The 23,475-nt window shown below is 31.1% G+C and carries 23 protein-coding genes, 1 pseudogene and 1 riboswitch; of the genes and pseudogenes, 1 reads left to right on the top strand and 23 read right to left on the bottom strand.

Translation table 11 applies throughout. From position 1 onward, the window contains the following. Nucleotides 1–3: 3 nt before the first annotated feature. The 4 genes from rsmD to B3B03_RS03080 are packed head-to-tail and all read right to left on the bottom strand — an operon-like array spanning nucleotide 4 to nucleotide 4,666. Nucleotides 4–558 (bottom strand): 16S rRNA (guanine(966)-N(2))-methyltransferase RsmD, encoded by a 555-nt coding sequence (gene rsmD / locus B3B03_RS03095; protein WP_035132725.1) that lies wholly within the window; start codon nucleotides 556–558, stop codon nucleotides 4–6. Between the two features lie 17 nt (nucleotides 559–575). Beyond that, nucleotides 576–2,609 (bottom strand): ATP-dependent DNA helicase RecG, encoded by a 2,034-nt coding sequence (gene recG, locus B3B03_RS03090; RefSeq protein WP_346876457.1) that lies wholly within the window; start codon nucleotides 2,607–2,609, stop codon nucleotides 576–578. Between the two features lie 46 nt (nucleotides 2,610–2,655). After that, complete coding sequence (locus tag B3B03_RS03085; RefSeq protein WP_346848345.1) at nucleotides 2,656–4,302, bottom strand: DAK2 domain-containing protein; 1,647 nt, start codon at nucleotides 4,300–4,302, stop codon at nucleotides 2,656–2,658. 13 nt (nucleotides 4,303–4,315) lie between these two features. Beyond that, nucleotides 4,316–4,666, bottom strand: a complete 351-nt coding sequence (locus tag B3B03_RS03080; RefSeq protein WP_147519512.1) for an Asp23/Gls24 family envelope stress response protein — start codon at nucleotides 4,664–4,666, stop codon at nucleotides 4,316–4,318. A gap of 223 nt (nucleotides 4,667–4,889) precedes the next feature. Here B3B03_RS03080 and rpmB point away from each other — a divergent pair, with 223 nt between their 5' ends. Continuing rightward, nucleotides 4,890–5,081 (top strand): 50S ribosomal protein L28, encoded by a 192-nt coding sequence (rpmB, locus tag B3B03_RS03075; protein WP_035132719.1) that lies wholly within the window; start codon nucleotides 4,890–4,892, stop codon nucleotides 5,079–5,081. Between the two features lie 156 nt (nucleotides 5,082–5,237). Here the strand turns inward: rpmB and B3B03_RS03070 are convergent, their stop codons facing one another. The 19 genes and pseudogenes from B3B03_RS03070 to B3B03_RS02980 all read right to left on the bottom strand — a co-directional run bounded on the left by B3B03_RS03070 (nucleotide 5,238) and on the right by B3B03_RS02980 (nucleotide 23,409). Beyond that, nucleotides 5,238–5,393, bottom strand: coding sequence for a hypothetical protein (locus B3B03_RS03070; protein WP_198028577.1), 156 nt, complete (start codon nucleotides 5,391–5,393; stop codon nucleotides 5,238–5,240). A 119-nt stretch (nucleotides 5,394–5,512) separates the two neighbouring features. Beyond that, nucleotides 5,513–6,148 (bottom strand): thiamine diphosphokinase, encoded by a 636-nt coding sequence (locus B3B03_RS03065; protein ID WP_346848344.1) that lies wholly within the window; start codon nucleotides 6,146–6,148, stop codon nucleotides 5,513–5,515. Between the two features lies 1 nt (nucleotide 6,149). Then, nucleotides 6,150–6,800 (bottom strand): ribulose-phosphate 3-epimerase, encoded by a 651-nt coding sequence (rpe, locus tag B3B03_RS03060; protein ID WP_346848343.1) that lies wholly within the window; start codon nucleotides 6,798–6,800, stop codon nucleotides 6,150–6,152. Continuing rightward, a complete protein-coding gene (rsgA, locus tag B3B03_RS03055) occupies nucleotides 6,797–7,660 on the bottom strand; it encodes a ribosome small subunit-dependent GTPase A (protein WP_346848342.1) in 864 nt (287 codons plus the stop codon). The genes rpe and rsgA overlap by 4 nt, the downstream gene beginning before the upstream one ends. 70 nt (nucleotides 7,661–7,730) lie before the next feature. Further along, entirely contained in the window at nucleotides 7,731–9,704 is a 1,974-nt protein-coding gene (gene pknB / locus B3B03_RS03050; protein WP_346848505.1) for a Stk1 family PASTA domain-containing Ser/Thr kinase, read from the bottom strand. Beyond that, nucleotides 9,701–10,432 (bottom strand): Stp1/IreP family PP2C-type Ser/Thr phosphatase, encoded by a 732-nt coding sequence (locus B3B03_RS03045; protein ID WP_346876456.1) that lies wholly within the window; start codon nucleotides 10,430–10,432, stop codon nucleotides 9,701–9,703. Before B3B03_RS03045 ends, pknB begins: the two co-directional genes overlap by 4 nt. A gap of 6 nt (nucleotides 10,433–10,438) precedes the next feature. Further along, complete coding sequence (gene rlmN / locus B3B03_RS03040) at nucleotides 10,439–11,473, bottom strand: 23S rRNA (adenine(2503)-C(2))-methyltransferase RlmN (RefSeq protein WP_346848341.1); 1,035 nt, start codon at nucleotides 11,471–11,473, stop codon at nucleotides 10,439–10,441. A gap of 8 nt (nucleotides 11,474–11,481) precedes the next feature. Beyond that, nucleotides 11,482–12,813 carry a 16S rRNA (cytosine(967)-C(5))-methyltransferase RsmB gene (gene rsmB / locus B3B03_RS03035; protein ID WP_346876455.1) on the bottom strand — a complete coding sequence of 444 codons (1,332 nt, stop codon included), beginning with the start codon at nucleotides 12,811–12,813 and terminating at the stop codon, nucleotides 11,482–11,484. 45 nt (nucleotides 12,814–12,858) lie between these two features. Continuing rightward, entirely contained in the window at nucleotides 12,859–13,554 is a 696-nt protein-coding gene (locus B3B03_RS03030) for a zinc metallopeptidase (RefSeq protein ID WP_346848339.1), read from the bottom strand. 32 nt (nucleotides 13,555–13,586) lie between these two features. Further along, nucleotides 13,587–14,531: a methionyl-tRNA formyltransferase gene (gene fmt / locus B3B03_RS03025; protein ID WP_346848338.1), complete on the bottom strand. Its 945-nt coding sequence runs from the start codon at nucleotides 14,529–14,531 to the stop codon at nucleotides 13,587–13,589. 11 nt (nucleotides 14,532–14,542) lie between these two features. After that, nucleotides 14,543–14,983 carry a peptide deformylase gene (gene def / locus B3B03_RS03020; protein WP_346848337.1) on the bottom strand — a complete coding sequence of 147 codons (441 nt, stop codon included), beginning with the start codon at nucleotides 14,981–14,983 and terminating at the stop codon, nucleotides 14,543–14,545. 12 nt (nucleotides 14,984–14,995) lie between these two features. Next, nucleotides 14,996–17,218 (bottom strand): primosomal protein N', encoded by a 2,223-nt coding sequence (priA, locus tag B3B03_RS03015; protein WP_346848336.1) that lies wholly within the window; start codon nucleotides 17,216–17,218, stop codon nucleotides 14,996–14,998. A 91-nt stretch (nucleotides 17,219–17,309) separates the two neighbouring features. Further along, the gene (coaBC, locus tag B3B03_RS03010; protein WP_346848335.1) at nucleotides 17,310–18,497 is read right to left on the bottom strand and encodes a bifunctional phosphopantothenoylcysteine decarboxylase/phosphopantothenate--cysteine ligase CoaBC; all 1,188 of its coding nucleotides are present in this window, start codon (nucleotides 18,495–18,497) and stop codon (nucleotides 17,310–17,312) included. A gap of 61 nt (nucleotides 18,498–18,558) precedes the next feature. After that, nucleotides 18,559–18,780 (bottom strand): annotated as a pseudogene (gene rpoZ / locus B3B03_RS03005) (DNA-directed RNA polymerase subunit omega); the annotation flags it as partial. Nucleotides 18,781–18,785: 5 nt separating this feature from the next. Further along, a complete protein-coding gene (gmk, locus tag B3B03_RS03000) occupies nucleotides 18,786–19,385 on the bottom strand; it encodes a guanylate kinase (protein ID WP_035132704.1) in 600 nt (199 codons plus the stop codon). A 1-nt stretch (nucleotide 19,386) separates the two neighbouring features. After that, entirely contained in the window at nucleotides 19,387–19,659 is a 273-nt protein-coding gene (remA, locus tag B3B03_RS02995) for an extracellular matrix/biofilm regulator RemA (protein ID WP_035132703.1), read from the bottom strand. 16 nt (nucleotides 19,660–19,675) lie between these two features. Then, nucleotides 19,676–20,554, bottom strand: a complete 879-nt coding sequence (locus B3B03_RS02990; protein ID WP_346848333.1) for a YicC/YloC family endoribonuclease — start codon at nucleotides 20,552–20,554, stop codon at nucleotides 19,676–19,678. Between the two features lie 257 nt (nucleotides 20,555–20,811). After that, nucleotides 20,812–22,167: an NCS2 family permease gene (locus B3B03_RS02985; protein WP_346848332.1), complete on the bottom strand. Its 1,356-nt coding sequence runs from the start codon at nucleotides 22,165–22,167 to the stop codon at nucleotides 20,812–20,814. A gap of 72 nt (nucleotides 22,168–22,239) precedes the next feature. After that, nucleotides 22,240–22,339, bottom strand: a riboswitch (purine riboswitch). Between the two features lie 86 nt (nucleotides 22,340–22,425). After that, nucleotides 22,426–23,409, bottom strand: coding sequence for an asparaginase (locus B3B03_RS02980; RefSeq protein WP_035132697.1), 984 nt, complete (start codon nucleotides 23,407–23,409; stop codon nucleotides 22,426–22,428). Nucleotides 23,410–23,475 lie beyond the last annotated feature (66 nt).

The following is a 23,475-nucleotide window of genomic DNA, read 5'->3' as shown; positions in this document are numbered from 1 at the left end:
TTTTTACTCCTTAAATTCATAGAAACATACAGTGGTGTTTCCGTATTTTCTTTGGTCTATTAAAACAATGTCTTCATAACCTTCACAAATTTCTTCACCTGAATCTATTTTCGTTACAATCAAGCCATCTCTTTGTAGTAAATTATGTTTTTTAATAAGTTCTAGAGCTGGTGGAATCATATCTTTTGCATAAGGTGGGTCTATAAATATTAAATCAAATACCTTTCCTATTCTCCCAAACTCCTCTAAGTATTTGTATGAATCACCTTTATAAGATGTACAGAAATCTTCAAATTTTAAATTTTTAATATTTTCTTTTAAATATTTATAAGTTACGTCTCCCATGTCTATTAAATGACACTCTTTAGCTCCTCTACTTGCAGCCTCTAGACCTAGGCTTCCTGTACCAGAAAATTGATCTAAAACTATACTGCCTCTTACTTTATTTTGTATTATGCTGAAAATTGATTCTTTAACTCTATCTAGAGTAGGTCTAGTGCCCATCCCCTCTGGTGATAGTAACTTTCTTCCTTTAGCTTTTCCTGCAATTACTCTCATTTTTATCTCCTTTGACCTTAGTTAAAGCAAATATAACTAGTGCTTTTCTCTAAGTTAATCATTATTTCTTTAAGTATTCTTTTGTTTTCTTCATCCTTGTTATTAATAAATTTCTTAGCTTCCTGATTTGCTATTTTAAATAGTTGAAAATCCTCTGATAAATCACTAAGAATTAATCCATTTTCACCAGATTGTCTAAGTCCAAACATTTCTCCACTTCCTCTTAATTTTAAATCTTGTTCCGCTATATAAAAACCATCATTACTATTTTTCATTATGTCCATTCTCTTTTTAGTTGTTTCACTTTTTATATTAGCTACAAGAACACAATAAGATTTATGAGATCCTCTTCCAACTCTTCCCCTTAACTGATGCAATTGAGATAATCCAAACCTCTCTGCATTTTCTATAATCATAACCGTTGCATTAGGTACATTTACACCTACTTCAATAACTGTAGTGGATATTAACACCTTAATGTTTCCTTCTTTAAATTCACTCATAATTAAATTTTTGTCTTTATTACTCATTTTACCATGGAGAATGGCGATTTCCATACTTTTAAAGTAAGTTTTTTTTAGTTCTTCATATAATGCTGTTACAGAACTTAATTTCATATCTTCATTTTCTTCAACCAATGGACAAACTACATAAATCTGTCTTCCTTTTTTTATCTCCTCTAAAGCAAAGTTATATATTCTCCCCTTTTCCTGAGTAGATAAATAATAGGTATCAATGGGTTTTCGCCCTGGTGGTAAAGTATCTATTATCGATACTTCTAAATCTCCATAAAGATATAAACATAAAGTCCTTGGAATAGGTGTAGCACTCATTACAAGTACATCAATATCTTCACGCTTATTTCCAAATCTAGTTCTTTGACCAACACCAAATCTATGCTGTTCATCAGTTATTATAAGTCCTAAGTTTTTAAACTGGACATTATCTTCTATCAAAGCATGAGTACCTATTATTAAGTCTATCTCACCCTTTAATAACTTTTCTTTTATAAGGTTTTTATTTTTTTCTGTGGTACTACCTGTTAGTAACTCTATGGTAATATTAAAATCCTTAAAGACTTTTTCTGCCTCGTAGTAATGCTGTTTTGCCAATATTTCTGTAGGCGCCATCATGGCACCTTGATATCCATTCATAATAACATTAAAAAGGGCAATAAAAGCAACTATAGTCTTACCACTACCTACATCTCCTTGAACTAATCTATTCATAGGACTAGGTTTCTTTTGATCTCTTAATATTTCTCTAACAGTTCTAGTTTGTGCATCTGTTAACTGAAAAGGCAACTTATCCTTTAAAGCTTTCAGATCCTTCGATATGGAAAAGGTGATTCCCTTAGAATTAATACTTCTATTTTTTAAGGCCATAAGCTTTAAAGAGTATGTAAATAACTCTTGAAACTTTAATCTTTTTCTTGCCTCTTCTAATAACTTTAAACTTTTAGGATTATGTATATTTCTTATAGCACTATCCAAAGACATAAAATCATGTTCATCCAAAATTGACTTTGGTAAATTTTCTTTTATTTTTACTGTGTTTAAAGTTTCTGTAACAATTTTATTTAAAAAAGTATTAGAAATATCGTCCCTTAAGGGATATCTTGCCATAATATCTGTACTCTCTGTAGTAGTATTCCTCATTATGGTTCCATTCTTAATTATAAAATCTCTACCTTGTTTCTCTATAATGCCACTTATAACATATCTACTGCCAATTCTAAAACTACTTTTCACATAGGGCTGATTAAACCATATTCCCTTAACTAATCTTCCCTTATGAATAAATCTAATGGTTGTAAGTATTTTGCCTGTTTTTGTCCTTATGTCAGGTAAAATTCTCTCCACTCCAACCTCTAAAATTATCTTCCCCTTAGAATCCACTTCATCTAAATCTTCAACAATAAAGATACTCTCATAATCCCTTGGAAAGTATAACAATAAATCTAAAATACTATATATTCCACATTTACTCAATTTCTCAGCCATTTTAGGCCCTACACCTTTAATTGCTGTAACACTACTATAAATATTCACCTTATCAACTCCATATGGCTAACATAGAAAAAAAGCCCTAAGGCTTTTATTCTACTGATGTAATAAAATAGTATAATGGTTGCTCACCATTAAAACATTGAACATCCATGTCTGGATATGCTTCTTCTAATTCTGATACCAACTGGTTAACCTTATCCTCTTCACAGTCTTCACCATAGAATATAGTAATAAGCTCGCTATCTTCATTTACCATGTTTTCTATAAGCTTTTTACATACAGCATATACATCCTGACCTATTTCATTTATTTTTCCTTCTAATAATCCTAGAATATCTCCCTCTTTAATATGTCTACCATTGTCTTCAGTATCCTTAACCGCATAGGTTACAGAACCAGAAGTAACTGTTTCTATAGTTTCATTCATAGCTGCTTCATTTTCTTCTGAAGAGCCATCTGGATTAAACATAGTTATAGCTGTAATTCCTTGAGGGATAGTTTTTGTAGGAATTACTATAACCTTTTTGTCTTCTATTAAATCTACAGCTTGTGTAGCTGCCATTATTATATTTTTATTATTTGGAAGAACAAATACTACCTCAGCATTAATTTTATTGATGCTATTAACTATATCCTCTGTGCTAGGATTCATAGTCTGACCACCTTCAATAACCTGATCTACGCCAAGATCTTTAAATATTGAAGAAATTCCATTACCTCTAGCTACAGTTACGAAACCATAAGCTTTAGGATCCTCTTTTACTTCTTCCACTACTGCATCATTGCTACTTTCATCTATTCCTAATAAAGATCTGTGTTGTTCTCTCATATTTTCAATTTTAATTTTTGAAAGATCTCCAAAGGTTACTGCTTTAGATAAAACTGCTCCTGGATCATTAGTATGAACATGAACCTTAGTTATATCCTCTAATCCTACAAGAACTAATGAATCACCTTGAGATTCAAGGAAATCTTTAAATTTGGGTATATCTTTTACTTCATTAAGTATGATAAACTCTGTGCAGTATCCAAATTTAATATCTTCAGGAGCCATGTTTAGCTCTGGAATATCATAATTATTTTCTGATTCACCTTCTAAATCATTAATTAAAGAAACTTCACTTTTATTTTTTAGAACTTCTAACATACCTCTTAATATTATTAATAATCCCATTCCACCAGCATCTACTACCTTAGCTTGTTTTAACTGTGGTAACATTTCTGGAGTCTTATCAAGCATCTTTTTACTTTCTTCACATACTTCTTCAAATAATTCAACTATGTTTTCAGCTTCACTGCAGATAGCAGCTTCTCCTGCCGCTCTAATTATAGTTAAAATCGTTCCTTCTGTTGGTCTCATAACTGCTTTATAAGCAAAATTTGAGCCTTCTACAAAAGAATTCTTAACTTCCTCTATAGTTGCCTCCTCTGCATTTTCAAGACCCTTTGCCATACCTCTTAGAATCTGAGAAAGAATAACTCCAGAATTTCCTCTAGCTCCCATTAAAGCACCCTTAGCTAACCTCTTAGATACTTCTCCTATACCCTTATTCTCTAAACCTTCTATTTCTCTAGCTGCAGCCTTAAAGGTTAAAGACATATTTGTTCCTGTATCTCCATCAGGTACTGGGAATACATTCAAGGAGTTTACATATTCTTTCTGCTTCTCTAATGCATTTGAAGCACTTTTTATCATATTTGAAAAATCACGTCCATTAATCTGTGTATATGCCACTTTATGTTCCCCCTTAAACTCTAATGCCTTGAATATTAACAGTAACTTGAGAAACCTTAACACCTGTAAGATTTTCTAAATTGTATCTAACTGTTTGTATTATATTATTAGCGATTACTGCAATTTTAGTTCCATATTCAACAATTATATATAGTTCTATAGCTATAGCATTCTCTTTTTGAGTTATTTTAACTCCTTTTGCTAGGTTTTCAGCTTTTAATAATTCCCATAAACCATCCTTAGCATTCTTTAAAGCCATGCCAACAACTCCATAGCATTCCATGGTTGATACACCTGCTATATTAGCTATTACATCTTCAGAATAGTATATATTTCCTATTTCAGTTGTTATATTAGCTTTCATAATCAATTCCTCCTTAATTATACCTTATAAACATTTTATATTAACTTAAGATTTAATTCAACTAATATAATTATATATATCATTGAATTTTATTATAACAATATGTATAATATAATGGTATGTGTTTATTTTTCTTAATACTTGCAACAATCATAGTAATTATGTTAAAATAACTTGTGTTTGATTTATAGCAGTATGTTGAAATTTTGAGGAGGTGTAATATATGTCAAGAAGATGTGAAATATGCGATAAAGGTGTAGTTTCAGGAGTACAATTCTCTCACTCTCACCGTCAATCAAAAAGAAAATGGGCTCCAAACTTAAAAAAAGTTAAAGCTATAGTTAACGGTTCACCTAAGACAGTACACGTTTGTACTAGATGCTTACGTTCTGGTAAGGTTCAACGTGCCGTTTAATTGGTAAAAAAAATGCAACTACCTTTATAGTTGCATTTTTTTATGTGCAAAATTAATAACTATGTTTTTTTCTTACAAAAATTTTAACTATTTTAGATAAAAACTTAGGTAGTTTAATTACTCTTATAGTCACCCTTTAACCTCCTTAACCAATTGTTAGCAAAACTTATTCATTATAAACCATCCAGCACATATAATGGCACAACCTATGGCTACCATCCACCCCCAAAATGGAATTAGCATAGCTAATACTATCCCTGCTCCTACAGAACTAACAATAAGTCCCAACCTTTTAGTTGTCCTACTCCTCATACTTACTTCCCCCATAAGCCTTTTTAGTATCATTATATGTATTGACGTAAAAAGTGGTACATAAATAAAAAAATTACAATCATCAATTGTAATAATGACTGTAATCCTATATTTTAAATTTATATTTTATGAATTCTCACTACTATAAGACATCCTTTAGAAAAAGTTATGCTAACTTTTTCCTCCTCAAACTCATTAGATACAGTGAGATTGTTTCCTTGTGCTAGTTCAAAATTCTTTAATTTATATTTGACTCCCTCTATAGTTAAATCATGGGTATCTTCTAAATAACTAAATAGAGAAAATATATCCCCTTTTTTCCCAAAGATATTTGTAGGTTTATCTATAAGATAGATTTCATTATACTCATCTATTATACGACAATCTATTGATTTTTTTAAACCTTCATTGAGAATACATAAATTTGCATAGAAATGATCAATTCTCTTCCCCGTACATCCTAAAAAAATTATTTCTGTAGCTCCTAACTCCACTGCCTTATTAAAAGCTATATGACTATCTGTATAATCCTTCTCCTTTGGAAATCTAATGGTTTTAGAGCTATTACTTATTTCTATATACGTTTTTTCATCAATAGAGTCAAAATCCCCTAACAAATAATTTGGATGTATTTCATGATTTAAAAGAACGTTAGCGCCTCCATCAGCTGCTATAATTATAGACTTTTCATTTATATATTTATCTAAAATCTTTTTACTTGGAGGATCTCCTCCTCCAACTATAACTGCTTGCATACTAAAACCCACTTTTTATATTACTTATATTTTTTTCTATTTCATTATTTTTGAATACTGCTGAACCCGCTACTATAGAATTAGCTCCACATTTTATAACTTTACTAACATTGGTTGCATCTATGCCACCATCTACTTGTATATATAATTCTTTATTATATTTATCCTTTAACTCTTTAACCTGTGATATTTTATCTACTGAATACTCTATATATTTTTGACCTCCAAATCCCGGATTAACTGACATGATAAGTACCATATCTAAATCTGGAATTAAGTTTTCTATCATAGAAACAGGAGTACCAGGATTTAATGCTACTCCAGCTTTAACTCCTAAGCTTTTAATATATTTTATAGTTCTGTCTATATGTCTATCAGCTTCATAATGAACTGTTATCATATCAGCTCCTGCATCTACAAAATCCTTTACGTATCTAGCTGGATCTTCAATCATTAAATGTACATCGAAAACTAAGGTTGTAAGATTTCTTATGGGTTTTATAACAGGCACTCCAAAGGATATGTTAGGTACAAACATACCGTCCATAACATCTATATGGACCCAATCCGCTCCATATTTTTCTATTTCTTTAACCTGTTCTCCTAACCTTGAAAAGTCTGCTGACAATATAGATGGTGATAATTTTATCATTTTCTATTCCCCCTACTAATAATTTCTTCTAATGTTTTTATGTAGAATTCATATCTACTTTTATTTATTTGTCCAGATTCTACCTTTTGTTTTACTATACAACCTGGTTCTTTATAATGAACACAGTTATTAAACTTACATCCATCTTTAAACTCTTCAAATTCTGGAAATAGATGTTGTAGTTCTTCTTTATCTATGAAATCTAATTCCAAGGAAGAAAATCCTGGTGTGTCAACTAAAAATCCATCTTCTATCCTTATAAGTTCACTATGCCTAGTTGTATGTTTTCCTCTTTTTAGTTTATCACTAATATCACCAATTTTCATAGCATCTCTACCTAAAACTTTATTCAGTATAGTAGATTTACCAACTCCAGAAGGCCCACAAAACACAGTAATATTCCCCTTTATCTTTCCCTTTAACTGTTCTATGCCAACACCATGTTTTCCTTGTACATACATTATTTCATATCCAGCTTCATTTAACATATTACCTATTTCCTTGCTATAATCACTTTCAATGTCCATTTTATTAAAGCAAATAATAGGTACTACATGATTATACTCACATAAAACTAGAAATTTATATAATAAGCTTAAATTCAAATCTGGATTCTTACTAGTAACTACTACAAAGGCTTGAGTTACATTAGCAACGGCAGGTCTTATAAGTTGGTTTTTTCTCTTTAATATTTCCGTTATAACACCCTTCCCATTTTCTTCTTCTATGATTACCTCATCACCAATCATAGGAGTTTCACCCTTATGCCTAAATTTTCCTCTAGCCTTACACTCTATAACTTTTTCTTCAACATCTACATAGTATAATCCACCAATTCCTTTAACTATTAAACCTTGCATATATTCCTCCTAAATTTTAACTAATCCTTAGGCAAGTTTAAAACTTACCTAAGGATTATTAACTCATTGGTTAAGGTTCTTTATCTTCGTCATCATCGCCGCCTATATTAGGGGCTTTTATTTGAGCTATAAGATTTATAGTACTTCCTTTATCTAACTTATTACCTTCAGGTACATCTTGACTTATTATAAGACCTTTTCTATCTCCAGTAACAGTTATTCTAACTCCAAGTGAGTTAGCTGTTGCTTGTGCATCTTCAATGGTTCTTCCAATAAAATTAGGTACTTGAACCTTGCCTTCATTTGGATCCTTATATTGATAATAATTAACACTTATTTTTTCATTTTCTTGTACTGAAGTGAGAGCAGGTTCACTTTGGTTGAATATCTTTCCATCTCTACTTTTATCATCAGTTATTACTGCAGTAGTAGGTCCAAGTTTTAGATTTACTACGGCTAATACTTGCTCTGCTTCTTTTAGTGTTAATCCAATGAGATCTGGTACTTGTGTCTTCTTAATCTTAGAACCTTTACTTATAACTATATCTACTGTATCACCTTTTTTAACCTTAGTCTTTGCTACTGGATTGGTACTTATTACTGCACCTGCTTCTATTTCTTCAGAATAGTCTTCTGTTATCTTTCCCACCTTAAGTCCTTGAGTAACTATATGGTCTTGGGCAACACTTTTACCCAGTTTCACAACATCTGGTACCTCAATCTCTCCTGGTCCTGTACTAATCCTTACTCTAACTTCACTTTCTTTTTTTACTGCAGTACCTTCTGATGGAAATACTGCAATTATAGTTCCAGCTGGCTTATCACTAGCTTCCTCTCCTAAGACTACATAAGTTAATCCTAACTTTTCTACAGCATCTTTAGCTTCATCTGCTGTAAGTCCAATTATCTTTGGAACCTTTAATTCGTCTTTTTTAACATTGGTGTTACCTTTATTATATATACTAGTACCTACAAATACACCTAAGAGAATAGTTAATAAAAGAGCCCCTCCAACTATTAATACCTTTTTCCAAGTGCTAGTTTTTCTTTTTTCGCCATCATACTCTTCATAATCCTCGTCTTCTTCCTCTTCTTCCTCATCATCCATATCCTTATTGGTTAATTTCTTTCCAAGGTTGCTGGCATACATAGTATTTTGAATTTGAGTTGCATCCATTACTGTAGTATAATCATTATCCATATTTGATGGTGTTACTATATACTTATTATTATTCTCTATTCTCATTAAATCTATTAACATATCTGTTACATTATTATATCTTTTTATAACTTCCTTCTGGGTAGCCTTAATTACCAAATTATTTAGACTATCTGGTACTTCAGGAACTAAAACCTTAGGAGGCACAATAGTATCTTGTATATGTTTAAGTGCAACCGCTACAGCACTTTCTCCATCAAATGGAACTCTTCCTGTTAGCATTTCATATATCACAATTCCAAAAGAATAGATATCTGTTCTATTATCAACTATCTTTCCTTTGGCTTGCTCAGGAGAGAAGTAATGTGCAGAACCAATAACTTTATTAGTATGAGTTATTGTATCAGATGAAGTAGCTTTCGCTATTCCAAAATCTGTAACCTTAATTACACCTTCTTCATTTATTAATATATTGTGAGGTTTTATATCTCTATGGATAATTTTATTTTTATGAGCGCATTCTAAAGCTTTCGCAATTTGTATTGAAATCTTTAAAGTTGAGTCCATAGAAAGAGGTGCATTTTCTCTTATGTATTCTTTTAAAGTTTTTCCATTCACTAATTCCATTACAATATAATTAATATTTTCTTCTGAACCCACATCATAAATATTAACTATATTACTATGGGAAAAGGTTGCTGTAGCTAAAGCTTCTCTTCTAAATTTCTCCATAAATTCACTATTATTAGAGTACTCTGGCTTTAGTATTTTTATTGCTACAAATCTATTTAAAATTCTACATTTAGCCTTATATACTACTGCCATACCCCCTTCGCCAATCTTTTCTATGAGTTCATATCTATTTCCTAACATAGTTCCTATCATCTGCACTCCCACTCTCCTTTAAAAATGATGATAGAAATATTATCTCTTCCACCATTTTTCTTACTCATGTTTATTAGTTCCATACATTGATTGCCATTATAACCTTGTAAAACTCTAAAAATATCCTCCTCACTTACTTCATTAGTAAGTCCATCACTACAAAGAAGAATTTTAGAAATCCCTCTTATATCTAAACTGTAGTAATCTGCCGTCACTACTGGATTAGTTCCTAAAGCTCTTGTTATAACATTTTTATTAGGATGATTCTTAGCTTCCTCATTAGTTATTGTTCCATTATCTAATAGTTCTTGTACCAATGAATGATCTTTTGTAACCTTAACAAGCTGTCCATCCTTTAAAATATATCCTCTACTATCTCCTATGTTTACCATAGTTAAGTTATTTCCTCTCACAAAAGCTCCCACAAGAGTAGTTCCCATTCCATTACAACTTTCGTTTAACAAGCTTTCTCTATATATTTTTCTATTAGCACTTAGGATTGCCTCATTTAAAATTTCCTCTTCTGACCTATCCTTTTTATGATTAATTACATATTCAATAATGGTATCTATAGCAATCTTACTAGCAACTTCACCAGCATTATGCCCTCCCATACCATCGGCTATTACAAAAATACCGAAATCTTCTTCTTCATAGTAACCAACGGAATCTTCATTAAAAGTTCTTTTATTTCCAACATCCGTTTCTATTCCTAACAATCTCCCCATTAAAAACTACAACTCCCTTTTTTCTATATAACTTTTTCTCAGCTGACCACAAGCAGCATTTATGTCTAAACCCATTTCTTTTCTAACAGTAGTTTCAATCCCATGTTTCATTAAAATATCTCTAAAGCACTTAACTTGCTCCTCATTTGATTTTTTTAAATCATTTTCATCTATTTCATTTATTGGAATTAAATTTACATGACATAACATACCTCTTATTAATTTTACTAATTGCTCAGCTTGCTCTTTAGAGTCGTTTACCCCCTTTACTAATGCATATTCAAAGGTAATTCTTCGACCTGTTTTATCAATATAATATTTACAGCTATCAATAAGCTCAGCTATAGAATACACCTTAGCAATAGGCATAGTTTTCACACGCAACTCATCATTAGGAGCATGTAATGAAATTGCTAGTGTTATCTGTAAATCTAAATTTGCTAAGATCTTTATCTTAGGCACAATTCCACATGTAGAAAGAGTTATATGACGTTGTCCTATATTAAGTCCATACTGAGAATTTACATCCCTAATAAATTTTACAACATTATCATAGTTATCTAACGGTTCTCCACTTCCCATAAGTACAATATTTGAGATTCTCTCCCCAAGTTGTTTTTGTGAAACCATAATCTGACCTAACATTTCTCCACTACTTAAACTTCTAACAGCTCCTCCAATGGTTGAAGCACAAAACTTACAACCCATATTACATCCTACCTGAGTTGATATGCATATAGAATTTCCATGATTATACTGCATAACCACTCCTTCAACTATATTACCATCATGTAAAAGAAATAAATGCTTGCGAGTATCACTATTTTTAGAACTATATGTTTCTACTATTCTAGGTATTCCTATAAAAAAATTTTTTTCTAATTTTTTCAAAGTATCTTTAGATATGTTAGTCATATCTTTGAAGTCCCAAACTTCATTATAAATCCAAGAGAATACTTGTTTAGCTCTAAATTCTTTTTCACCATTTTCTTTCATCCATGATTTAAGTTCTTCTATATCTAAATCTAATATATTTTTCATTTCTACTCCTATTTATTTCTACGAATTTTTGCTATAAAAAATCCATCCATATATTCATTAGGCAACACTGTTACAGAACCCTTTTCGTCATAGACCAGATTTTCCACCTGTCCAAAGTTTAAAGGTTCTACACTAAAATCTTTAAAATTACTTAAAAACCAATTTATATTTCCTTGATTTTCTACTTTATTTATAGTACAAGTTGAATATAAAATTATTCCATCTGGTTTTACATATTTAGCTGCATTCTTCATTATTTCACGTTGAACTGTTATTAAAGATTTTAATTCTTTCTCTTTTTTTGTATATTTAATTTCTGGTTTTTTTCTTATTATTCCTAGGCCAGAGCAAGGTACATCTATAAGCACTCTATCTCCCACCTCAATTAATTCTTTGCATTCTTTAGTAGCATCTAATATATCTAATTCAATGTTTGTTAGTCCTAATCTTTCACTATTACTTCTTATAAGTTCTAGCTTATGATCATAAATATCAAAAGCCTTAACTATACCTGTATTATCCATTATTTCAGCTATATGAGTAGTTTTTCCTCCTGGAGCACTACATAAATCTAATATAGTCATATGCTCTTTTAAATCCATACTAGGTGCTACTAGCATAGCACTTTCATCTTGAACTGTGATAGCACCTTTCTTAAACAGTGGATTTTCCTCTACACTCTTCCCTCTTACGATTCTTATGGCTTCAGGACATATAGATCCCTCTTCTACGTTGTAAGCATTTTTTTCCAACTCATGAAAAACCTGTTCAAAATCTCCCTTTGTGGAGTTTACTCTAACTGTAACAGCAGGTCTTTTATTAAGCCCATCTAGTATCTTTTCTCCAACTACCTCTCCATATTGCTCAATAAATAATTTTACCATCCATTGAGGAAAAGAATATGAAAATGCTAATCTTTCATTAATATTTTCTTTATTATAATAATCTTTATTCTTATTTCTTAAATAACTTCTTAATACACCATTTACTAATTTGGAAGCTCCCACAGACACATTAGCTTTAGCTAAATTAACGCCCTCATTTACTGCTGCAAACTCAGGTATTTTATCTAAATATCTAAGCTGATATATACAAACCCTTAATAAATTTAAAATATATTTATCTGTTTTGTCAAATTTTTTTTCTAAAAAAGTCTTAAGTATTTTATCAATTGCATACCTATATTTTATAGTACCATAAACAAGTTCTGTAGCTAATGCTTTATCTTTATCTCCAAGATTACATTGACTAAGGTTGTTGTTTAAAACAATATTGGAATAAGCCTTATTTTCAAAGACTTGCATTACTGTATTTATTGCTACTTCTCTAGCACCTATCATTCATATCATCCTATCTACGATTTCTAGTGTTTATCCATTTTCCTACTAATCATTTCTATTTCTTATAGCAATGAGTCTTAAAAGCTGTGCAATAGCTGTAACTGCTGCTGCTACATAGGTTAATGCTGCTGCAGTCAAAACATTTTTAGCTCCCTTTACTTCATCTTCATAAAGTATATTCCTTGCACTTAATATGGCTACAGCTCTACTGGATGCATTAAACTCTACAGGCAGTGTAACTATCTGAAAAAGAACTGCTGCTGAGAATAATATAATACCAAAGTTAACTAATGGAGTAAAAGACATTACAATTCCAATAAAGAATAATATCCATGAAGCTTGGGAGCCTATATTAGCAATTGGTACTAAAGCTGTTCTTATTTTAATTGGTGCATATCCTTCTTTATGTTGAATAGCATGACCTATCTCATGGGCAGCTACACCTATAGCTGCCAGTGATGTACCGTTGTATACATCTGTTGATAATTTTACCACCTTTTTACTAGGGTCATAGTGATCTGTAAGGTGACCCCCTGTAACTAATACTGGAATATCAAAAAGTCCGTAGGCATCTAATATCATTCTAGCTACTTGACTTCCAGTATATCCATTTCTACTATATACTTGTGAATACTTTGTATAACTACTTTTTATTTTCATCTGCGCCCATATTGAAATGATAAGAGCTGGTATAAGAATAATCATCGTTCTGTCAAAAAAACTTCCATAATAATATCCCATATATATTTCTCCTTATTTTATTTAATTAATTTTTACTCTTCTTTTGAACTTTTTAATAATATATTATCTTCAATAGAATTTCCTTTTATATATTCTTCTACTCTTAAAGGCTTTTTATTAGGAAATTGAACCTTAGTTATTAATATATTATTATCTTCAGTTGAAACCAACATTCCTTCTTTATCAACTTTTAAAATAGTCCCTGGAGTTTTAGAAGACTTCTCGTTAGTAAGTCTAGTTTCAATTACCTTCATAGGCTCATCTTTATAATAAGTATAAGCTATTGGAAAAGAGTAAAGTCCTCTTACAAAATTATGTATGTCTTTAGAACTTTGATTCCAATTAATCTTTGCCATCTCTTTATTCAGCATACTGGCATAACAACTTTCACTTTCTCCTTGCTTTATTGGAGTTATCCTGTTATTATAAAGGCCTTCTATAGTTTCAATTAAAAGCTCAGCCCCACTGTTCATAAGTTTATCATGGAGCTCTGCAGTAGTCATATTTTCTGTAATCTCTACTTTGTTCTTTAACAACATATCTCCTGTATCTAAACCAATATCCATTAGCATGGTGGTATTTCCGCTTTCCTTTTCTCCCTTCATAATAGCATAATGAATTGGTGCTGCACCTCTATATTTAGGAAGTAATGAACCATGAAGGTTTATACATCCATATTTAGGTATATCTAAGACTTCCTTAGATAGAATTTGACCAAAGGCTACAACTATTATGAAATCTAAATTCATATTTTTTAATTCTTCTATTAAACTTTTTTCATTTTTTAATTTTTCTGGTTGATATACTTTTATATCATGGTTAAGTGCTACCTGTTTTACTGGTGACATTGCCACAGATTTTCCTCTTCCTTTAGGTCTATCTGGCTGAGTAAGTACTGCCTTAACTCCATATTTTTCAATAATTGCTTCTAAGGATGGCACTGCAAAATCTGGTGTACCCATAAATACTATATTCATCTTCATACCTCCTATTTCACTGTCTTATCAGTATATAATATTCCATTTAAATGATCTATTTCATGACAAAGAGCCCTTGCTAGAAGATCCTCCCCCTGAATTTCAATAGAATTTCCATCTCTGTCTTCAGCTTTAACTTTTACATATTTGGGTCTTATAACATTTCCTTGTTTACCTGGTACACTTAGACATCCTTCTACATCTTTAACTTCACCATTAGCCTCAACAATCTCTGGATTAATAAGTATTATTGGTCCATCACCAATATCTATAACCACCACTCGCTTTAAAATACCTACTTGTGGTGCTGCAAGACCTACTCCATTAGCTTCATACATAGTATCTAGCATATCATCAATTAATATTTGTGTTCTTTCATCAATATTTTTAACTACCTTACTAATCTTCCTTAAAATTGGGTCTTCATTAATTCTTATATTTCTTAATGCCATAATCATTCTCCCTTACAGTAAATTATTTGGATTTATATCAATACCAATTCTTATATTTTTATAATTAATCTGTTCATAGACTAAATTTTTTATATCCATAGCATAATTATCATCAAAATCACCTTTAATTATAATTTGCCATCTATACAAACTTTTTATTTTAGAAACCCCACAAGGACATGGTCCTAATAACTCAATTTTATCACTTCCATAGTTTTTTATCCTTACTTTATCTGCTAAACTTTGTATACTTTTTATTAAATGTTCCTCATTTTCACTACTTAAATTTATACACAGAATCTTAGAAAAAGGTGGATACTCCCTTAGCTTTCTAATAATTATTTCTTCTTCATAAAAACTTTTATAATCATTTGCAGCAGCATAAACTATACTATAATTATCTGGATTATAAGTCTGAAGTATTACCTTTCCAGCCTTATTCCCTCTACCTGCTCTCCCAGCTACTTGAGTTACTAATTGAAAAGTCTTTTCTGCAGCTCTATAGTCCGGTAGATTTAAAGACAAATCTGCAGCAATTATTCCTACTAGAGTTACTTCTTTAAAATCCAAGCCCTTAGCAATCATTTGAGTACCTATTAACACATTATGCCTTTTTGCAGAAAAGTCTTTATATATTTTTTCATAAGAATCTTTTCCCCTTGTAGTATCAAAATCCATTCTAAGAGGTTTACTATCTAAAAAGGTCTTTCTAACACTATGTTCTAATTGCTCTGTGCCTACTCCAAAATATTTCACATATTTACTTTTACATTTTGGACAAGTTTTTAATGCTCTTTGCTTTGCTCCACAATAGTGACAAGTTAAATTGTTATCATTATGATAGGTAAGAGAAATATCACAATTATCACACTTAAATACGTAACCACACTCTCTGCAAGATACAAAAGTAGAATATCCTCTTCTATTTAAAAACATTATGGCTTGCTCTTTTTTTTCTAAGCATGCTGTCATTTCTTCATAAAGTCTTCTACTAAACATAGACTTATTTCCTTCTTTTAGCTCTTCTCTCATATCCACTATCTCTATAGTTGGAAGATTAGCTCCATCGGCTCTGTGATTTAAAGTAATTATATCATATTCACCTTCTGTAGCCTTATAATAAGTCTCAATGGAGGGTGTAGCAGATCCTAACACCACTTTACATCCTTCAATTTCAGCTTTTAAACTAGCTATATCTCTTGCATGATATTTGGGGTCACTATCTGATTTATAGCTAGTTTCATGTTCCTCATCTATAACAATAAGACCTAAATTAGAAAAAGGAAGAAAAATTGCAGATCTAGCACCTATGGCTACTTTAACATTTCCTGTTTTTACTCTCATCCATTCATCAAATCTCTCACCTATAGATAACCTACTATGAAATATAGCAATATCTCTTCCAAACCGTCCTTTAAACCTTTCAACCATTTGAGGAGTTAAGGCAATTTCCGGAATTAATATTATAGAATCTTTATTTTTTTTAATCATCTCTTTTACTAGGTTCATATATATCTCAGTTTTTCCACTACCAGTTATACCATGAATAAGAAATTTATTACTACTACTTTGGGATAATATAGTATCAACACATCTTTGTTGAATTGAATTTAATATTTTTTCCTCATATTTTTTATATACATTTTCATTATACCTATTAACTATAGTTTTTTTAACATCTAAGAATCCATTCTTAATTAATGTATTAATCCTAGACAAAGAAAATTTAAACTCACCAGTAAGTTCTGTCTTATTATAAATTCCATTATGTTCTCCTATAAAACTCACAATATTTATATATTCTTCTTTACTATATTTTTCTGTTAATGGTCTACCAATAATTACACTATTTTTAGTTTTAAAGGTTGTTCCTTTAGTTATTCCACTGGGAATCATAACTTTTATACATTCTAAATAAGTACATAAATACTTCCTTCTCATTATTTCTATAAGACGTATATTATCCTCCGTAAGAAATTCCATACTGTCATCTATATCAACAATTTCTTTCAATTTAGTATTATCATCTATATCATAAAATATATCAACTATAAATCCATATATTTTCTTATTTCCATTTCCAAAGGGAACTGTAACCATTCTGCCTTTTTTTACTTTACCATATAAGCTTTCAGGCACCTTATATGTAAATATTTTATCTACTTTTACAGCTTCATTATTTACGATAATTCCTAAATACACTTTTAGCCCCCTTCTAGAGGTGTCTACCTCCATTCTAAATTAGCTATTAACCATATCTTCTTTTTTAAACCCATTAGATATATTATATAAATAAATAATAAAAAAAGCGACTTAGTCGCTCTTTTTATTTATTGTTTAAAATCATATTAAAAAGCTCATGTCCAACTAATCTTTTACTCATATTATCAAGAGATATTTCTTTCCCATCTCTATTTATAACAGTAACCCTATTAGTATCACTTCCAAAGCCTGCATTACTTTCAGTTATATTATTAGCTACAATATAATCAAGATTTTTCTTTTTTAGCTTTATGTGAGCATTTTCTATTACATCGTTACTCTCAGCTGCAAATCCAACTAAGATTTGGTGTTTTTTCAGGGTTCCTAGTTCCTTTAGAATATCGTTATCTCTTTCTAGTTCTATATTTAAATTACCTGGTCCCTTTTTTATCTTCTTATCTGAATAAGTCTTAGGTTTATAATCGCTTACTGCTGCAGATTTAACCACAATATCACTAGTATCAAATTCTGCTTTAACTGCCTTTAACATTTCTTCATTGGTTTCTACTTTTATGATTTTAACTCCTAATGGTGCTTTTATACTGGTAGGACCACTGACAAGAACCACTTCTGCTCCCCTGTCTCTAGCCTCTTCAGCAATTGCATATCCCATCTTACCAGTAGATCTGTTAGTTAAAAACCTTACTGGATCTATATTAGCTCTAGTAGGTCCTGCTGTTACTAGCACTTTTTTACCTACTAGGTCCTTTGGTTCATGAAGATGTGATAAAACCACTTCTGCAATTTCTTCTGTGTCAGCAAGTTTTCCATTTCCTACATCTCCGCAAGCTAATCGCCCACTACTAGGATTTATAAACTCATACCCATAACTTTTCAATTTTTTAATATTTTCTTTAACTATGGGATTGTTATACATATTAGTATTCATAGCTGGTGCAAAGATTACCTTTGCATTAGTAGCCATAATAGTAGTTGATAACATATCATCAGCAATGCCATTTGCTACTTTACCTATAATATTTGCTGTAGCTGGAACTACTACTAGTATATCCGCTTTTTTAGCTAAAGATATATGCTGAATTTCAAAAACCTTAGGTTCATCAAACATATTCTTTATTACTGCATTTTGACTTAATGATTGAAAACTTAATGGAGTAACAAACTCACAAGCTGACTTTGTCATAATAACGTCCACATTTATATCTTTCTTTTTCAATCTGCTTATAACATCTAGAGCCTTATAGACTGCAACTCCACCTGTTACTCCAATAACTACATTTTTCTTACTCATCTAAATTTGAGCCTTCTTCCGCTTCTTCATTTACTAGTTCAACTTCTTGAACCTTAGTAAACTTATCATCTGCCTCTCTAATTTCTATAATCCCTTGTTTAACTTCATTAATAGCAATAGTTAATGGCTTTGCACCTACGCCTTGTACTTTTGGCTCTTCACCGTCAATTATTTTTCTTGCTCTTCTTGAAGTAGATACTACTAATGAATATCTGTTATCCACTTTTTCTAATAATTCCACAATAGATGGATTAATCATTGAATTGCTCTTTGAATTACTCATATCTTTTAGAACCTCCCTAATAGCTCATCTTTAATTTTAAATACTCTACATTTTTCAGCGACTATTATACTTTCAATTTTTTTAACTGCATCTTCAACCTTATCATTTACAACGGCATAGTCATATTTAGATGCAAAGCTTATTTCATCATAAGCACATTCCATTCTAGTCTTTAATGACTCTGGAGTTTCGCTTCCTCTATTTGTTATTCTATTCCTAAGTTCTTCCATAGACGGAGGCATAATAAATATAAATATTCCTTTAGGATATGAAGATTTAATTTTTAATGCACCTTGTATATCTATTTCTAATATTACATCCTTACCTTCTTCTAACATCTTTAAAACCTCAGATTTAGGTGTCCCATAAAAGTTACCATAAACCTCTGCATATTCCAGAAAATCTTCTTTATCAATCCTATTTAAAAACTCATCTCTCTCTATAAAGAAATAATTTACTCCTTCTACTTCACCTTCCCTTGGCTTACGCGTAGTGCAAGATGTAGAAATCCATATTGGACTTTTTTCAATTAGCGCCTTACATACAGTCCCTTTGCCTGCTCCTGATGGTCCAGATATAACTAATAATTGTCCTTTACTTCCCATATTAATCCTCTACCTCATCTATAGCATCATCACCTTTAGATGACAATCTATGTGCTACTGTTTCAGGCTGAACAGCAGATAGTATTACATGGTCACTATCAGTTATTATAACTGCTCTAGTTCTTCTACCATAGGTAGCATCTATTAGCATACCCCTATCTCTAGCTTCTTGAATTATTCTTTTTATAGGCGCTGATTCTGGACTAACAATAGCTACTAATCTATTTGCTGAAACAATATTTCCAAATCCAATATTTATAAGTTTTATACCCATGCCCTACCTCCTAAATTTATTCTATGTTTTGAACCTGTTCTCTAATCTTTTCTATATCACTTTTTATATCAAGTGCTATATTAGTTAATTCCAAATCGTTAACTTTAGATGCAATTGTATTTGCTTCTCTGTTCATTTCTTGAACAATGAAGTCTAGCTTTCTACCTATTGGCTCTCCTAGTTTAAAAGTTTTGATGACTTGCGCAACATGGCTTTTAAGTCTAACAATTTCTTCATCAACACAGGATTTATCAGCTTGAAGAACTACTTCCATAGCAATGCGATTTTCATCAATACTTTTTTCTGCTAAAATTTCTTCTACTTTCTTTAGAAGTCTTGCTCTATACTCTTCTGTAACTTCTGGCACCCTTCTATTAATTATATCAACATTACTTGAAATACATTCACATCTCTTTGTAATATCTATCAAAAGTTTTTCACCTTCTTGTTGCCTCATGGACACAAGATTGTGTACTGCCTCTTCTACTGCTGGTAATAATATCTTCCATGTTTTTTCTAAATCTTCTTCCTTTTGTTCTAATTTTAAAACTTCTGGAAAACGTGCTAAGGTTGTAGCAGAAATATCATCCCTTAAATCATACTTATCCCTTAAATTATGTAATGCCTCCACATAATTTTCAGCTAAACTCTCATTTACCACTACAGACATATCCTCGTTAGCTCCTTGATTTTGAGTAATAAATATATCTACCTTTCCCCTTTTAATCTTGTCATTTACATATTTTCTTATACCATCTTCTAAAGATATTAAAGTTCTTGGCATTCTAGCATTAAGCTCAAAGTATCTGTGATTTACTGTCTTTATTTCCACAATAAAACTAGATGCTTCGCTCTCTGATGTACCTCTTCCAAATCCAGTCATGCTTTTTATCATATACAACGCACCCTTCTAGACCTTCTTAAATTCTTTATTTATTATACATAATGTATGTGGCTTATTTCAACCCATAAACAAAAGAATTTTAAAGAAAAATGAAATATTCTTTAGAAAACCTTAGAAAAACCATTATAATTTAAAATATTCACTCTATAAATAAGGGACATAAGCTTGTATTTTAAGCTTATGTCCCTTATTTATAAATTAGTTCAATAACATCACTGATATTAATAAATATACATTTAAAACTTTATTTAACCAAAGATTATTTTTAATAAGAATATTATTGCTAGAATATATACAACGAAAGATACTTGTTTTCTATCCTTAGCTTCCCTAGTTGTAATATTAGCTATTAGGTTTAATATAGCATAAGATAACATTCCTATCATTAATCCATCTCCAATACTATATGTCATAGGCATTAATGCTATAGTAAGGAACGCTGGTACACCTTCAGTGAAATCAGAAAAATCTATATTTTTAACTGATTCTATCATGAAGAACCCTACAATAATTAAAGCTGGTGCTGTTGCACAACCTGGTATAGCAACAAATAATGGTGATAAGAACATAGCAAGTAAGAATAATATTCCTGTAACTACTGCTGAAAGACCTGTTCTAGCTCCTGATGCAACTCCAGCAGAACTCTCTACATAAGTTGTAACTGTAGATGTTCCTACAAGAGCTCCAAAAGTTGTTCCAATTGCATCTACTAGTAATGCCTTCCCTGCATTTTTAACTTTACCATCTTTATCTATCATTCCAATCTTTGATGCTACTCCAACTAAAGTTCCAGCTGTATCAAAGAAGTCTATAAATAAGAATACAAACACAACTGAAATAAATTCTGATATAGTTCCCGCATTAGTGAATACTGAGAAATCTAATTTACCTGCAATAGGTGCTATAGATTCAAACTTTAAAATACCTTTTGGTAAATATATTCCTGCAGCTGTAGCAGCTTCTGGTGATAAAGCAGCATATATCCATGCAGCTATAGCACTAGCAGCCATTCCCCAAAGTATTGCACCTTTTACATTTTTTTTAGATAAAATTACTATAACCATTACACCTAATATTGTAATTAACGCTGTTGGACTTACTAAGCTACCCATGGTTACCTTTGTAGCTTCACTTCCAACTACTATTCCAGCATTACCAAAACCTATAAATGCTATAAATAGTCCAATACCTGCAGTAACTGCATATTTTAAGTTAGTTGGTATACAATTTACAATAGCTTCCCTAACCTTTGTTAATGATAATAAAATAAATATAATTCCTTCTACAAATACTGCTGTTAACGCTATTTGCCAAGATATCCCCATTTCCATTACTACTGTATATGCAAAGAATGCATTAAGTCCCATGCCTGAAGCTAATCCTAATGGTAGATTGGCATAGATTCCCATTAAAATAGTAGTAACACCAGCTGCTAGGCAAGTTGCTGTAACAACTGCTCCTGGATTCATTCCAACACCAGGATCTCCTAATATGTTAGCATTAACGGCTATTATATACGCCATAGTTAAGAAAGTTATTAATCCACCAACAACTTCCCTCTTTACATCGGTACCATTTTCTTTTAACTTAAAAAATTTTTCCATAATACTTGTCCTCCTATTAATATGTATTATTGCAAAAAAACTGTCACTGGATAAGAATCCCAGTGACAGTTTTTTTAACATAGGAATTCTCATAGTCGGATTTTATCGGTATCCGGTAGAAACATCTAATCCATCGCATTAGACCTATATGAAAATTAGTGATTATTTCTTTTTACAAGATTATAATATCAACTTTATATACCTATGTCAATGATTTTTACGTATATTAATTTTATTTTTATTTATAATGTTCGTATATTAATAATGTCCTTTTTCAAACACTTCTCTTATTTCGTCTAAATTCCTTGTTTTTCCCAAGGCTAAAATCATCTTTATTCTAGCCTTTTGCCCTGGCATGCTATCCCCAAATATAACACCCATATTTCTTAATTGTTTTCCTCCGCCTTCATAACCATAACTATCTAGAACTCTCCCCTTATAACACCTGGAAACTATAACTACTGCCACACCTTTATTTATAGCCTTTTCTACAGAATTAGCCATTAACGGTGGAATATTGCCTCTCCCCATAGCTTCAATTACTAATCCCTTAGCACCTTGACTAACACAATAATCTATAAGTGTTCCATCCATTCCTGCACAGGATTTAATAAGCTGAACATTATTTTCTATTACATCAGTATTTATATATTCCTTTGTAGTGCTTCCTCTATAAAACCTTACTTCATTACTGTCAACAATACCTATTGGCCCAAATTCTGGACTTTGAAACGTATTAAGGTGCATAGAGTGAGACTTTGTAACCTCACTAGCACAATTTAGTTCATTATTTAAACATACAATTACTCCACGATTTCTTGACTCTTTAGATGTAGCAGTACAAATTGATGCTGCTAAGTTAGCAGGTCCATCGTATCCTAGCTCAGAACTATTTCTCATGGAACCCGTAACTACTACTGGCTTTTCACTATTTATAGTTAGCTGTAAAAAATAAGCTGTTTCCTCAAGAGTATCTGTTCCATGGGTAACTACTACTCCATCTACATCTTCTCTTTCTAAAAACTTCTTAACATAATTTGATAATTCCATCATTATATCTGGGGTCATATGAGGGCTTGGAAGGCTAGAAAATGTATATGATTCTACTTCTGCATAGGATTCAATACCTGTTACCATAGACATTATTTCTTCACCTGTTAAATTAGGCACCGCTGCTTTTATCTTTTCATCTACCTTCATAGATATAGTTCCACCATTAAATATTACTACAACTTTACTCATACTTTATGTACCTCCAAAATCTTTATTATTTACAATCCAAAATAAAAGTTCAATTACACTTAACTT

Origin of the sequence: Clostridium sp. UBA5712, assembly GCF_002419845.1 — a bacterium.
Lineage (GTDB): Bacteria > Bacillota > Clostridia > Clostridiales > Clostridiaceae > Clostridium_J > Clostridium_J sulfidigenes.
This window is presented reverse-complemented; position numbering and strand designations above follow the sequence as displayed.

Excerpts from the sequence above, each read along its gene's own strand:
- B3B03_RS03065 (WP_346848344.1), bottom strand. The coding sequence starts at position 6,148 with ATGCAAGCAGTTATAGTTGGAGGAGGAGATCCTCCAAGTAAAAAGATT.
- pknB (WP_346848505.1), bottom strand. The coding sequence starts at position 9,704 with ATGATAGGAACTATGTTAGGAAATAGATATGAACTCATAGAAAAGATT.
- B3B03_RS02985 (WP_346848332.1), bottom strand. The coding sequence starts at position 22,167 with ATGGAAAAATTTTTTAAGTTAAAAGAAAATGGTACCGATGTAAAGAGG.
- rpe (WP_346848343.1), bottom strand. The coding sequence starts at position 6,800 with ATGATAAAATTATCACCATCTATATTGTCAGCAGACTTTTCAAGGTTA.
- B3B03_RS02990 (WP_346848333.1), bottom strand. The coding sequence starts at position 20,554 with ATGATAAAAAGCATGACTGGATTTGGAAGAGGTACATCAGAGAGCGAA.
- fmt (WP_346848338.1), bottom strand. The coding sequence starts at position 14,531 with ATGAATATAGTATTTATGGGTACACCAGATTTTGCAGTGCCATCCTTA.
- gmk (WP_035132704.1), bottom strand. The coding sequence starts at position 19,385 with ATGGGAAGTAAAGGACAATTATTAGTTATATCTGGACCATCAGGAGCA.
- B3B03_RS03045 (WP_346876456.1), bottom strand. The coding sequence starts at position 10,432 with ATGGGGAGATTGTTAGGAATAGAAACGGATGTTGGAAATAAAAGAACT.
- B3B03_RS03080 (WP_147519512.1), bottom strand. The coding sequence starts at position 4,666 with ATGAAAGCTAATATAACAACTGAAATAGGAAATATATACTATTCTGAA.
- rpmB (WP_035132719.1), top strand. The coding sequence starts at position 4,890 with ATGTCAAGAAGATGTGAAATATGCGATAAAGGTGTAGTTTCAGGAGTA.
- rsmD (WP_035132725.1), bottom strand. The coding sequence starts at position 558 with ATGAGAGTAATTGCAGGAAAAGCTAAAGGAAGAAAGTTACTATCACCA.
- remA (WP_035132703.1), bottom strand. The coding sequence starts at position 19,659 with ATGGGTATAAAACTTATAAATATTGGATTTGGAAATATTGTTTCAGCA.
- rlmN (WP_346848341.1), bottom strand. The coding sequence starts at position 11,473 with ATGAAAAATATATTAGATTTAGATATAGAAGAACTTAAATCATGGATG.
- B3B03_RS03030 (WP_346848339.1), bottom strand. The coding sequence starts at position 13,554 with ATGGGATATTATTATGGAAGTTTTTTTGACAGAACGATGATTATTCTT.
- B3B03_RS03070 (WP_198028577.1), bottom strand. The coding sequence starts at position 5,393 with ATGAGGAGTAGGACAACTAAAAGGTTGGGACTTATTGTTAGTTCTGTA.
- rsgA (WP_346848342.1), bottom strand. The coding sequence starts at position 7,660 with ATGCAAGGTTTAATAGTTAAAGGAATTGGTGGATTATACTATGTAGAT.
- coaBC (WP_346848335.1), bottom strand. The coding sequence starts at position 18,497 with ATGAGTAAGAAAAATGTAGTTATTGGAGTAACAGGTGGAGTTGCAGTC.
- priA (WP_346848336.1), bottom strand. The coding sequence starts at position 17,218 with ATGGAGGTAGACACCTCTAGAAGGGGGCTAAAAGTGTATTTAGGAATT.
- B3B03_RS02980 (WP_035132697.1), bottom strand. The coding sequence starts at position 23,409 with ATGAGTAAAGTTGTAGTAATATTTAATGGTGGAACTATATCTATGAAG.
- rsmB (WP_346876455.1), bottom strand. The coding sequence starts at position 12,813 with ATGATAGGTGCTAGAGAAGTAGCAATAAATACAGTAATGCAAGTCTTT.
- def (WP_346848337.1), bottom strand. The coding sequence starts at position 14,983 with ATGGCATTAAGAAATATAAGAATTAATGAAGACCCAATTTTAAGGAAG.